The following is a 12705-nucleotide window of genomic DNA, read 5'->3' as shown; positions in this document are numbered from 1 at the left end:
CGTCACGGCGGGTCCGCCCCCGCCTCCCGACACCCCCGAGGAGAACCCCAGATGCTGGACATCGCCGAAGAGCTGGACCGGTGGGTCGGGCAGGGCCGCTCGTTCGCCGTCGCCACGGTCGTGGCGGTGGGCGGCAGCGCGCCCCGGCAGCCCGGGGCGGCGCTCGCCGTCGACAGCGAGGGGACCGCCGTCGGATCGGTGTCGGGAGGCTGTGTGGAGGGCGCGGTCTACGAGCTGTGCACGCAGGCGCTCAGCGACGGCCGGACCGTGCTCGAACGCTTCGGATACAGCGACGAGGACGCCTTCGCCATCGGCCTGACCTGCGGCGGCGTCATCGACATCCTGGTCGTCCCCGTCCGCCCGGACGACCCCGGCCGGGCGGTGTACGCGGCCGCCCTGGCCGCCGCCGCGCGGGGCGAGGCCGCCGCCCTCGCCCGGATCGCCGACGGCCCCCCGGACCTCGCGGGGCGGGCCCTGCTCGTCCGCCCCGACGGCACCCACGAGGGGACCCTCGGAGGCCACCCCGAACTGGACCGGACGGCGGCCGCCGAGACCGCCGCCCTGCTCGACGCCGGCCGCACCGGCACCCTCGTCATCGGCGAGGAGGGCTCCCGCTGCGGGCGGCCGCTGACCCTGCTGGTGGAGTCCAGCGTCCCCGCCCCCCGCATGATCGTCTTCGGTGCGATCGACTTCGCCGCCGCGCTGGTGCGGGTGGGCCGCTTCCTCGGCTACCACGTCACCGTGTGCGACGCCCGTCCGGTCTTCGCCACCCGGGCCCGCTTCCCGGAGGCGGACGAGGTCGTCGTGGAGTGGCCGCACCGCTACCTCGCCTCCACCGGGGTGGACGGCCGGACCGTGCTGTGCGTGCTCACCCACGACGCGAAGTTCGACGTCCCGCTGCTGGAGGCCGCGCTGCGCCTCCCGGTCGCCTACGTCGGCGCCATGGGGTCGCGCCGTACCCACGAGGACCGCAACCGCCGCCTGCGCGAGGCGGGGGTCACCGAACTCGAACTCGCCCGGCTGCGCTCGCCGATCGGGCTCGACCTCGGCGCGCGCACGCCCGAGGAGACGGCCCTGTCGATCGGCGCCGAGATCGTCGCGAGCCGCCGCGGCGGCTCGGGCGTCCCCCTCACCGGGGCCCACACCCCGATCCACCACGACGGCCCGGAGGACGTCGCGGGCCGCATCGGCTCGGTCGCCTGATACGCCCCGGGGCCTTTGCCGCCGGGGAGCCACGGGACGACGCGACCACCTCGGCGGGTGACCGGGGACGCCCCCGGGAGCACCCGCCGCGAGCCACGTCCCGGCCCGGTGCCGCCCGCCCGCGCGCCACCGGGCCGGGCCGCGCCACCGGGCCGGGCCGCGCTACGGGGACGGCGCGCGCCCCGCCGTCCACGGCCGCCCGCACCCCGGCAGCCCGGTGAGCGAGGGCCCCCGGCCCCGCCGCACCCGGCCTCAAGGCCGCCGCGGCCGTGAACGCCCGCGCCGCGCCGTGCGTACCTCCGGGCGGCCGGGACGCGTCCGCGTCCGGGCGGAGGCGGGAAGCAGCCCCTGGGAGGCATGCCGTGGCCGGCAGCGACGTCACCGCACTGTTCCGCGCGACCACCGCGCACAGCCCTTCGTACTTCACGCTCGGCCGGGCCGCAGGGGCCCGGGCGGGCGAGATCGTGGACTTCTGCATCCCCTGCAACCCCTACTTCCCCACGCCCGACATGTTCGACCGGCTCGGCGGGCGGCTGCGGGAGATCCTCACCTACTACCCCAGCAGCGCGGACACCATCACCGCCGAGCTCTGCCGGCTGCTGGACCTCAACCCCCAGACCGTCGCCATGGGGAACGGCTCCACCGAACTGATCACCTGGATCGACCACCTGCTCGTCCGGGAGTCCCTCGCCGTACCGGTCCCCACCTTCGGGCGCTGGACCGACCAGCCCATGGAGACGGGCAAGCGGGTGGACATGATGCTGCTGCCCGAGGCACGCGGATTCGCCCTGGAGGCCGCCTCCTTCGTGCGCTTCGTCCGCAGCCGCGGATCGCGGGCCGCGGTCGTCTGCAACCCCAACAACCCCGACGGGGGCCTGCTGGACCGGGGCGAGGTCCTCTCGCTGCTCGACCAGCTCCACGACCTCGACCTGGTGGTCGTGGACGAGTCCTTCCTGGAGTTCGCCGACGACGGACCGCGCACGAGCGTCGCCCAGGAGGCGGTGCTGCGGCCGAACGTCATCGTGCTGCGCAGCCTGGGCAAGAACTTCGGACTCCACGGGGTGCGCTTCGGCTACCTCGTCGCCAACCCCCAGCTGGCGGGCCGGGTGCGCGCCGCGCTGCCCAAGTGGAACCTCAACTCCTTCGCCGAGACGGTGGTGTTCATGCTGGGGGAGCACCGGCAGGAGTACGCCGAGAGCCTGCGCAGGGTCTGCCGCGACCGCGGCGACATGACCGCCCGGCTCTCCGGCCTGCCGGGGCTCACCGTCTACCCCTCCCAGGGCAACTTCCTGTACGTGCGCCTCCCCGAGGGCGCCGACGGCGCCGTGCTGAGGGACCGGCTGCTGGCCGAGCACGGTGTGCTGGTGCGGGAGTGCGGCAACAAGATCGGCAGTTCCAGCCGCTTCCTCCGGCTCGTGGTACGGCCCGAGCCCGACGTGGAGCGCCTGGTCGGGGCGATGGAGCAGGTGCTGTACGGGCGGCGCGTGACGGCTCCGCCGCCCGCCCCCGAACCGGCGGCGGTGCGGCCGATGCTGGCGAGCGTGCCCGGTGCGGCCCCGCCCGCGGCCCGGCACGCCGCCCCGGCGCTGCGGCCCGCGCAGTCCCTCGCCCCTCCCGCCGCCGCGGTGGAGCCGTTCCCTCCCCGGGCGGTGGCCCCGGAGTCGGTCGTGCCGCGCGCCGCCGCACCCCTGCCGCCGACGGGCCTGGAGGGGACGGTCGTGGCCGCGGGCGTGCCCCTGGAGGGGCGGCTCCCGGAGCCGGGGGTGCAGCGGCCCGGACTGGCCCGGGCGATGACCGCCGGCTACACCTCCTCCGGCACACCGGCCGTCGACCGGCTGATCCCCGGCCCCTGAGCACGGCGGGCCGGGCCGCCACGGCCCAGCCCCGCCCACCGCCCCGGCCTTACGGCAGCACCCCCGCACGGCGGGCCGCGGTGACCGCCTCCAGCCGCGTGTGGGCGCCCAGCTTCCGCATCGCGGACCGCAGATAGCTCTTCACGGTCTCCGGCCGCAGGCCCAGCCGCTGCGCGGCCGCCGCGTTCGTCGCCCCGCCCGCCACACAGCTCAGCACGTCCTTCTCCCGCGCCGTCAGCTCCGGCCCCGGCCGGCCCGGCCCGCCGCCGGGCCGCGCCGCCGAGGCCAGCAGGCCGCAGACCGCGAGGAGTTCGCCCCGCAACGCCTCGTCCGCGATCCGCGGCGCCAGCGCGCGCAGCGCCCCGTGCGCCTCGCGGACGGTCTCCCAGGCACCCGGCGCCGCTCCGGGCGGAGCGCCCGCCGCGGCGGCCAGCAGCGCCCGTGCCTCGTCCCGGACGGCCAGGGCCTGCTCCACGTCGCGGGCCGCCGCGACCGCCGCGTCCAGCACCCGGTCACCGAGTGCCAGGGGCTGGCGCAGCGCCCCGTAGAGGACACCGCGCACGGCGCGACGCACCACCACCGGCACGGCGACCACGGACCGCAGCCCCTCCGCCGCCACCGCCGCGTCGTACTCGTGGCTGATGGTGCGCGCCACCGGGTAGTCCGCCACCGCACAGGGCCGCGCCAGCGCCATCGTCCGCCCGCCGAGGCCGTTCCCGGACCGGATCTCCAGACCGCGCAGCACCCCCGTCGAGGCACCCGTCAGCTCGGCGATGCGCAGCCGGCCACCGCCTCCGGCCCCACCGGAGCCGGGCAGCAGACCCCCGAAGGCGACGGGCAGCCCGGTGGAGCGGCGCAGCCCGAGCAGGGCGGAACGGATCTCGGCCGCGTCCTCGGGTGCCCGCATGCGTTGTTCCTCCTGACCGGCCGCGCCCGTGACGGCACCCCCGTCCGGGGGTGGTGAGAGCTGCGTCACCGATTACACGATGTACGGGGCCGCTCCCGCAACGAGGAGGACACATGACGTCTGGCAGTGCGACCGAGAGGTTCCGGGCCGCGCGGGACCTCCTGCTCAGGCACCGGGAGGACTACGCCGCGGCCCGGGCGGGCTTCTCCTGGCCCCGCTTCGAGCACTTCAACTGGGCCCTGGACTGGTTCGACGCCATCGCGCGGGACAACGACCGCACCGCCCTCCACCTCGTCGAGGAGGACGGGACCGGGACACGCGTCTCGTTCGCCGCGATGTCGGACGCCTCCGACCGCGCGGCGAACTGGCTGCGCTCGCACGGAGTCGCCGCGGGGGACCGCGTCCTGGGCATGCTCGGCAACCAGGCCGAGCTGTGGGAGACGGCGCTCGCGGCCATGAAGCTGCGGGCCGTGCTCATCCCCGCGACCCCCCTGCTGGGCCCCGCCGACCTGCGCGACCGGATCGGGCGCGGCCGGGTCCGGCACGTCCTGGCGCGCTCCGGGGACACCGGGAAGTTCGCCGAAGTGCCCGGCGACTACACACGCATCGCCGTCGGTCCGCCCGTCGACGGCTGGCTCGACTACCGCGAGGCCGCCTCGGCGCCCCCGGGCTTCGCGCCCGACGGTCCCACCCGGGCCGACGACCCCCTGATGCTCTACTTCACCTCCGGAACCACCGCCCGGCCCAAGCTCGTCGAGCACACCCACACCTCCTACCCGGTGGGCCACCTGGCCACGATGTACTGGATCGGCCTGCGGCCGGGCGACGTCCACCTCAACATCTCCTCGCCGGGCTGGGCCAAGCACGCCTGGTCGAACCTGTTCGCGCCGTGGAACGCCGAGGCCACCGTCTTCGTGCACAACTACACGCGCTTCGACGCCGCCCGGCTGATGACCGAGATGGACCGGCACGGCGTGACCGCCTTCTGCGCGCCGCCGACCGTGTGGCGGATGCTCGTCCAGGCCGACCTGACCGCGCTCGCCACCCCGCCCCGGGAGGCGGTCGCCGCGGGCGAGCCGCTGAACCCGGAGGTCATCGAGTCGGTCCGGCGGGCCTGGGGAGTGACCGTCCGCGACGGCTTCGGCCAGACCGAGACGGCGGTGCAGATCGCCAACAGCCCCGGGCAGCCGCTCAAGGCGGGTTCCATGGGGCGCCCGAGCCCCGGGTACACCGTCACCCTGCTGGACCCGGTGACCGGGGCCCCCGGCGCCGCGGAGGGCGAGATCGCCCTCGACCTGTCCGGGCGGCCGGTGGGCCTGATGACCGGCTACCACGGCGACCCGGAGCGCACCACAGAGGCGATGGCGGACGGCTACTACCGCACCGGCGACATCGGCTCCCTCGACGCGGAGGGCTACCTCACCTACGTCGGCCGCTCCGACGACGTCTTCAAGGCCAGCGACTACAAGATCAGCCCCTTCGAGCTGGAGAGCGCCCTGCTGGAGCACGAGGCCGTGGCCGAGGCGGCCGTCGTGCCCGCACCGGACCCGGTGCGCCTGGCCGTCCCCAAGGCGTACGTGGTGCTCGCCGACGGCTGGGAACCGGGAGCGGACACCGCCAAGGTGCTCTTCGCCCACGCACGCGCCGTGCTCGCCCCGTACAAGCGCATCCGGCGGCTGGAGTTCGCCGAGCTGCCGAAGACCGTCTCGGGCAAGATCCGCCGGGTCGAACTGCGCCGGCTGACCGCCGAGGGGTCGACCGCCGAGTACCACGAGGGGGACCTGCGATGACCCGTCCGGCACCCGCCGCCACCGGCTCCGGCCCGGCACCCGCCGCGCGGACCGGAGCCCCCGGCGGCGCGTCCGCCCCCCGGGGCGCCGCGTCCTACGCGCACGGCGTCTCCGGCACCCCGCTGCTCGGCGACACCATCGGCCGCAACCTCGACCGCGCGGTGGAGCGCTGGCCCGGGCGGGAGGCGCTGGTCGACGCCGCCTCCGGCAGCCGCTGGACGTACGCCGCGTTCCACGCCGAGGTCGGGCGGCTGGCCCGCGCCCTGCTCGGCAGCGGCGTCGCCAAGGGGGACCGGGTCGGGATCTGGGCCGTCAACTGCGACGCCTGGGTGCTGGTGCAGTACGCCACGGCCCGGATCGGCGCGATCATGGTCAACATCAACCCCGCCTACCGGGCGCACGAACTGGCCTATGTGCTGAACCAGGCGGGAGTCTCGCTCCTGGTGGCCTCCCGCTCGCACAAGGGCAGCGACTACGCGGCCATGGTGGAGTCCGTCCGCGGCCGGTGCCCCGCGCTGCGGTCCGTCCACCTGATCGGGGACGCTTCCTGGGACCGGCTGCTGGAGGCGGGGGAGGGGGTGCCCGAGGCGGCGGTCGCCGCCCGCGAGGCGGAGCTCTCCTGCGACGACCCGGTCAACATCCAGTACACCTCCGGTACCACCGGCTTCCCCAAGGGAGCCACGCTCTCGCACCACAACATCCTCAACAACGGCTACCTGGTGGGGGAGCTGCTCGGCTACACGGAGCAGGACCGGGTGTGCATCCCGGTGCCCTTCTACCACTGCTTCGGCATGGTGATGGGCAACCTCGCGGCCACCTCGCACGGCGCCTGCATGGTGATCCCGGCCCCGTCCTTCGACCCCGCGGCGACCCTGCGGGCGGTGGAGCGGGAGCGCTGCACCTCGCTGTACGGCGTGCCGACCATGTTCATCGCCGAACTGGGGCTGCCGGACTTCGCCTCCTACGACCTCTCCTCGCTGCGCACCGGCATCATGGCGGGCTCGCCGTGCCCGGTGGAGATCATGAAGCGGGTGGTCGCCGAGATGAACATGGCCGAGGTGTCCATCTGCTACGGCATGACGGAGACCTCGCCGGTGTCCACCCAGACCCGGCGCGACGACGACCTCGACCGCCGCACCGCGACGGTGGGCCGGGTCCTGCCGCACACCGAGGTCAAGGTGGTCGACCCCGCCACGGGGGTCACCCTGCCGCGCGGTGAGGCAGGGGAGCTGTGCACCCGGGGCTACGGGGTCATGCTCGGCTACTGGGAGGAGCCCGAGCGGACCGCGGAGGCCGTCGACGCGGGCCGCTGGATGCACACGGGCGACCTGGCGGTGATGCGCGAGGACGGCTACGTCCGGATCGTCGGGCGCATCAAGGACATGATCATCCGCGGGGGCGAGAACGTGTACCCGCGCGAGATCGAGGAGTTCCTCTACGCCCATCCCAAGATCGCCGACGTGCAGGTGGTGGGCGTGCCGGACGAGCGCTACGGGGAGGAGGTCCTCGCCTGCGTCGTCCCGCGCGACCCGGCGGACCCGCCGACCCTGGAGGAGGTCGCGGCCTTCTGCCGGGAGCGCCTCGCCCACTACAAGGTGCCGCGGCGGCTGGAGGTGCTCGACGCCTTCCCGATGACCGTGAGCGGGAAGGTGCGCAAGGTGGAGCTGCGGAGCCGCTTCGGCGGCTGACCAGGGGGCGGGACCGCCGCACGCACGGGCGCGTTCGGGGGTGCCCGTGCGTGCGGCGTCCACGGGGGAGGGGGGCCGACGGTCCGGGCGCGTTCCGGGCCGTCGGCGACCGCCGCGCGCGGCGCCCGGAGAGGTCCGCCACGGGATCAACACCAGTGCGTTAAGTCTGTGACCTGCGGTGCAACCCCGGGGTGAATGACGAACGGGACCCCTGATAGATCGTCTTGCGACCAAGTTCGAAAGTCGTCGGGAGTCTCGTTGCAGGAGCAGTCTGTCATCACGTCGTCCGTGGGGAGGGCTTCGGGGGTCCACGCGCCGGGGCATCTGGGCGAGCTGTCCCAGGTCGTGGATTTCGACCTTGTGGATGCCGTTCTCGCCGAGACCGGAGCGCGGGAGAAGCGGGTACGGCTGCTGCCGGCCCGGGTGGTGGTCTACTTCGTGCTCGCGCTGGCACTGTTCGAGGACTGCTCCTACCGGGCGGTGTGGGGCAAGCTGACCGTGCATCTGCCCGCTGCGGTCATCACGCGTCCGGCGGTCTCCTCGCTCTCACGGGCCCGGCGCCGCCTGGGTGCCCGCCCGTTGAAGGTGTTGTTCGAGATATTGGCCGGGCCGGTCGGTGAGAAGAGCCGGCCCGGCGTGTACTACCGGGGCCTGCGGACCGTCGCCATCGACGGCACCAGCCTGCACGTCCCCGAGGACGAGCGGATTCTCTGGCGATACCCCAAGCGGGCCGGGGAGAAGATGGAGTTCGGCTACCCACTGCTGCGGCTGCTGGTGATCGTCGAGTGCGGCACCCGGGCCCTGCTCGCCGCGGCCTTCGGCCCCGAGAGCGACGGCGAGACCACCTATGCCGCCCGGCTCCTGCACGTCCTGGACGACACGGCACTGCTACTGGCCGACGCTGGCTTCGACGCCCGTGACCTCCTGGAACGCGTACGGGATACCGGAGTACAGTTCCTGGTGCGCTCGGGGGTGCTTCGCGCTGCCCTACCGTCGTGCGCCGGCTGCCCGATGGTTCCTACCTCTCCCGGCTGAGCGGCCCCTACCGGGCCGGCCGGGGCTACTCGTCCCACACGGTGCGGGTGGTTGAGGCATGGATCACCGTCACCCTGGACGACGGCACAGTGCGCCGTGAACAGTGGCGTCTGATCACCAGCCTGCTGGACCACGAGCACCACCCCGCCGCCGAGTTGGTAGATCTCTACCACGAAAGGTGGCAAGTAGAGACCGCCTACTTCTCGATCAAGGCGAGCCTGCTGGACGGCCGGGTCCTGCGCTCCCACAGCATCGACGGCATCGACCAGGAGGTCTGGGCCCTGCTTGCCACCTACCAGGCCCTCATCCGAGCCGCCTCGGACGCCGTTGCCCACCGGCCCGACCTGGACATGGACCGCCTCAGCTTCACCGTCCTGCTCCAGACCGCCGCCGACACCGTGGTCACGGGCCGCGGCATCACCACCGGGAACGTCGACCTGGTCGGTGCGATCGGCGCCGCCGCCCTGGCCCACCTCTGGCCCGCCCGTCGGCGCCACCGCGTCAAGGCACGCAGCATCAAGAACTCGACAAGCAAGTACGGCCCCAACGCCGGCAAACACCCCCAGAGCGCGCGGCACTACACCGTCCACACAGAGATCACGTTCATGGAGAACGGACTCGCCTCCCGGTCCCGACGCTAGCTGCTAGCAGGGGATGGGGGAGCCGCCGGGGGTGAAGCACGTCCCCGAGCCGGAGTCGTCTCCGGTGAGGGACTGGGGGGAGATCGGTTCGTCGAAGGTGAGGCTCCAGGCGTCGATCGTGCCGGTGTCCCCGTCTCCGAAATCGTTGACGCGCAGTGCCCATGTACCGTTCGCCGGCTCGGACGAGGCGTCCACGACGTAGGTTTTGTTCACGTCATCGCCGGCGTCACTGTTGTCGAAGTCCTCCAGCAGGTAGGCCTTGCCGGACGGGCCGACGAGGCTGATGGTGAGGTCTCCGCGGTAGGTGTGCTTGATGTCCACGCCGACGGCGAGGCTGGAGGGGGCGTTGCCGCTGATGCCGGAGACGGTGATGAGGCTGTCGTTCGACCGGTTGTCGAGGATCGGTACGTCGTTGGTGTTCTCGAAGTCACCCGTACCGCCGGAGGTGCTGCCCCCGGACGAGCCGCCGCTGGACGTGCCCCCAGAGCCTCCGGAGTCGCTTCCATTGGGGAACGTGAGGTTCCAGGCGTCGATATAGCCGGTGTCACCGGAGCCCGTGTCACGCACCTGCAGCCTCCATGTGCCGTTGGCGGTCTCCGAGGAGGCGTCCACCGTGTACGACTTGTACACGTGGTCCCCGTCGTCGTTGTTGGGGATGTCCTCCAGAAGGTATGAGGTGCCGTCAGGGGCGAGGAGAGAGAGGTGGAGGTCTCCTCGGTAGGTGTGCTTGATGTCCACACCGACCCCGAGGGTGGACGGGGCGCTGCCGCCGATGTCGGTGACACTGATGGGGCTGTGGACCGTACTGTTGTCAGGGATGTCCACATCGGTCGTGCTCCGCTTGGAGATGTGATGACAGGGGTCCAGGACGGGGTGGGACGGCATGGGACACGAACCGGAGTCCCCCGACGAACCGGTCGAGGTGTCGTTGTTGGAAGTTCCGGCAGTGCCCGACGACGAGCTAAGTGGATCGCTTAGCGGTGTGCCGTCGTTTCGCTCTGCGTCATCAGGCGTGCCATCCCAGGAGCTGGTGCTCATGTCCCATACGTAAGGGGCGAACTGAGGGATGATGAATTGCTGGGCAGGATCGTTGGCGTTGCAGTCCCAGATTTCAAACCACCTGTGACTCGACACGCCCGTTGCGAAGCATCGTCCGGATTCCACACCCCTGATCAGGCCGCTACTTGTTCGCTCCCATCTTTGATTCGACTGCCCATTGCACGGGTACGCACCCACGCCGCTCCCGTTGGCGGTGCCCTCGTAGTCGACATCCAGACACAGGGTATATGACTTGATTGATTCACCCGAGAAGTCGAAATCGAAATAGTGGGCCTTGTTGGGGTCGTTCTCGCATCTCACGAGGTTCGGGTCACCGTCAACATGGGCGTTGAAGTCGCCCCCCGCGACGAATGGGTCGAATGTCAGGCATGAATTCTGTCCAACCCGACCCACTCCACCGTCTTTGTGGAGGATGTTGTGACGCTGGGCGTTGGCGCGGAATGCGAATTCGACGCTCATATGGTCGGATCCGCCCCCGGTGAGTGTCCGCCCTGTCCAGCCTGCAAAGTTCTGCGTGTCGTTGGAAATCATATAGTCGAGTTCGCCGCCGCGGGACCCTGTATGAGTTGCGTGCCCGGTCCGGTAAAGACCAGCGCTTTGGGGGACTGTCACCAAATTCGGGTCCCGGTTGAAGTCGCCGAGGGCAGCCCATCGCCTGCCGGTTTGGTTATGGCGTTGGGCAATGTCGTCGAGCAGGTTATCGACTTCGTTGGTGGTGTTGTTGCCGTTGGAGCTTGCATGGACACTGTAGAACACGCTTCCGTCGGAGAGTTCGATTCCTAGGGCGGGGCGGCGGGGGACACTTCCATTCCTCATTACGGAATGCACCAGGTGAACGCGACTCAGATTTGGTCTTTCGTGTGTCACCAAGGCAATGTTGGTGCGATTCCCAGTCAGGTCGCACCACAGAAACGTGATGTAGCGACTGCCCCATTCGTAGACGGCGACATCCCACATGGTTGAATGTGTTGCCAGCGTGGTGTGTTCGAGCTGTGTTGCGCCATGGGGCAGCGAATCGAGCGATCCGGCTTCCTGGAGGGCGATCACGTCATGGCTGTCTACGAAGTTGCGGCCGTACGCCCCGCCGTCAGACAACTTCGCTACCCAGGACCACTTTCCGGTGCCTGCGCCTTGCATGTTCCAGGTGGCGGGGCTGTGGTTGCCGGGTGCCGCGTGGCTGGCGGTTGCGGTGGCCAGGACGAGGGAGGCGGCGATGAGGGCGGCGGTGATGAGGTAGGTGAGGAGCACGCGCCATGTCGTGCGTGCGGGGTGTGGGTGTGCCGCGGGTCGCGGCTGGAGTGTGGATGACATGGTGACCTCTGTCTTGGAGTGACAGGACCGGGATTCCGGCCGCGAGGCCCGCGGCTGGGAGTAGCGTGTGGGCAGGCTGGACGGGGCCCTTCGGGTGGGCGGCAGCGGTGGGTCCGCGAGTCCGAGGGGGTGCTGCCGCGTCCTGGCCGTTGTGCCGCACGCGTCGGGCATGCTGGAGGTCTTGGGCTGCAGGGGGATGCGCAGCCGGTATCGCAGACCGGTTCGGCGGTGCGCGGGGGTGTGGGTGGGAGAGGGTCCGCAGCCTGAGTTCCTCCTGAACAGTGGGCGGGCTGAGGGGCCGCGACGGGGTGTTCGGTTACGTTGTCCCGGGGGCTGTGTCCCAGTGCTCCGTTGGTCGGTTCTGCGGGGTGGGGATGGTGTTCGTCGGGTTCAGTAGGGGCCGTTGACGTTGTCGATGGAGCCATCGAGTCCCTACCGAACCCGGAACGGTTCAGCTCGACGCCCCGGGGCCCTGAACCCTGGTGTGAACGAACGGCGGGGGCGAGGATTCTTCACCTGCATGCTCTCCATGAGAGACCTCGCCCCTGGGACCGCCTCCAGGGGCCGAGCTCTGGTCGCGCATGTCCGTCGAGGCGGATCAAGTCCGTGGTGGGGGATGGAGCGCGAGCCGGGCCAGGGCTGCTCCGAGGTGCAGCTGCGCGTCGATGTGTCCCGGTCCGCGTGCCATGTGTCGTCCTTGTGAGAGGTCTGAGTTTCCCCCGCTGTACGGAAGGTGGCTCACCAGCCGCGCGGGGTGGGATGACGTGGTTTCAGGTTCACTGGTTCGGTGGCTGCCCGACTGGCGTAGCGCCTGTTCGTGGCGTGAGGGGGCCGGGCCGTTGCCGGATGTGCCGGCTGTCGCGCAGCCGTCAATGCTCTCAAGGGGCGCGGGGTTCGCCGCGGCGTTCGTCGGCGCAGACCCGGCCCGCCGGTTCGCGGGCTCGGTGGTCCGGTACATCTGCACCGCACGCTGAGGCGATCCCAGCGGGTACTTCCTCGGGGCGGACCTCGTCAGGGCTCCTGTCACGAGCCCCATCTGACCTGCTGTCACCTCTCCCCGCATCCCAGGACCCGGCCGTCCGGCCCGGGATCCGGGAAGGCCGTGGGCAGCGACGGGAGGGAGCCTGTGCCCGGCTCAGAGAAACCCGCCCGCACGATGGCGGGCACCCGGGGGCTGACGGGTCAGATCCCCGTCCGGGTCTACCGAGTGGCGTTCTG

General features: G+C 71.6%; 8 protein-coding genes. 6 read left to right on the top strand and 2 right to left on the bottom strand.

Going from position 1 to position 12705, the window contains the following annotated elements:
* The first annotated feature begins 51 nt into the window (after positions 1-51).
* Both ACGF15_RS02930 and ACGF15_RS02925 read left to right on the top strand, forming a co-directional pair.
* The gene (locus ACGF15_RS02930; protein WP_345609179.1) at positions 52-1203 is read left to right on the top strand and encodes an XdhC/CoxI family protein; all 1152 of its coding nucleotides are present in this window, start codon (positions 52-54) and stop codon (positions 1201-1203) included.
* Between the two features lie 362 nt (positions 1204-1565).
* On the top strand, positions 1566-3056 hold the full coding sequence (locus ACGF15_RS02925; protein ID WP_345609177.1) for a histidinol-phosphate transaminase: 1491 nt from the start codon (positions 1566-1568) through the stop codon (positions 3054-3056).
* 49 nt (positions 3057-3105) lie between these two features.
* Here ACGF15_RS02925 and ACGF15_RS02920 read toward each other — a convergent pair whose 3' ends face one another.
* Positions 3106-3963 (bottom strand): helix-turn-helix transcriptional regulator, encoded by an 858-nt coding sequence (locus ACGF15_RS02920; RefSeq protein ID WP_345609175.1) that lies wholly within the window; start codon positions 3961-3963, stop codon positions 3106-3108.
* Between the two features lie 113 nt (positions 3964-4076).
* Here ACGF15_RS02920 and ACGF15_RS02915 point away from each other — a divergent pair, with 113 nt between their 5' ends.
* The 4 genes from ACGF15_RS02915 to ACGF15_RS02900 all read left to right on the top strand — a co-directional run bounded on the left by ACGF15_RS02915 (position 4077) and on the right by ACGF15_RS02900 (position 9117).
* Complete coding sequence (locus ACGF15_RS02915; RefSeq protein WP_392796688.1) at positions 4077-5753, top strand: AMP-binding protein; 1677 nt, start codon at positions 4077-4079, stop codon at positions 5751-5753.
* Positions 5750-7441, top strand: coding sequence for an AMP-binding protein (locus tag ACGF15_RS02910; protein ID WP_345609171.1), 1692 nt, complete (start codon positions 5750-5752; stop codon positions 7439-7441). Before ACGF15_RS02915 ends, ACGF15_RS02910 begins: the two co-directional genes overlap by 4 nt.
* A 195-nt stretch (positions 7442-7636) precedes the next feature.
* A complete protein-coding gene (locus ACGF15_RS02905) occupies positions 7637-8476 on the top strand; it encodes a transposase domain-containing protein (protein WP_392796687.1) in 840 nt (279 codons plus the stop codon).
* Positions 8437-9117, top strand: a complete 681-nt coding sequence (locus tag ACGF15_RS02900) for a transposase (RefSeq protein WP_392796686.1) — start codon at positions 8437-8439, stop codon at positions 9115-9117. Before ACGF15_RS02905 ends, ACGF15_RS02900 begins: the two co-directional genes overlap by 40 nt.
* A 3-nt stretch (positions 9118-9120) precedes the next feature.
* Here ACGF15_RS02900 and ACGF15_RS02895 read toward each other — a convergent pair whose 3' ends face one another.
* A complete protein-coding gene (locus tag ACGF15_RS02895; RefSeq protein ID WP_392796685.1) occupies positions 9121-11424 on the bottom strand; it encodes a proprotein convertase P-domain-containing protein in 2304 nt (767 codons plus the stop codon).
* Between the last annotated feature and the right edge of the window lie 1281 nt (positions 11425-12705).

This window comes from Streptomyces sp. NPDC048001 (assembly GCF_043203115.1).
In the GTDB taxonomy this organism is placed as follows: domain Bacteria; phylum Actinomycetota; class Actinomycetes; order Streptomycetales; family Streptomycetaceae; genus Streptomyces; species Streptomyces sanyensis.
The sequence above is the reverse complement of the archived record's forward strand: the minus strand, read 5'-3'. Positions and strand labels throughout refer to the sequence as shown.

Bases quoted from the DNA above. Each gene is read 5' to 3' on its own strand.
- ACGF15_RS02930 (WP_345609179.1), top strand. From the start codon at position 52: ATGCTGGACATCGCCGAAGAGCTGGACCGGTGGGTCGGGCAGGGCCGC.
- ACGF15_RS02920 (WP_345609175.1), bottom strand. From the start codon at position 3,963: ATGCGGGCACCCGAGGACGCGGCCGAGATCCGTTCCGCCCTGCTCGGG.
- ACGF15_RS02915 (WP_392796688.1), top strand. From the start codon at position 4,077: ATGACGTCTGGCAGTGCGACCGAGAGGTTCCGGGCCGCGCGGGACCTC.
- ACGF15_RS02910 (WP_345609171.1), top strand. From the start codon at position 5,750: ATGACCCGTCCGGCACCCGCCGCCACCGGCTCCGGCCCGGCACCCGCC.
- ACGF15_RS02905 (WP_392796687.1), top strand. From the start codon at position 7,637: ATGACGAACGGGACCCCTGATAGATCGTCTTGCGACCAAGTTCGAAAG.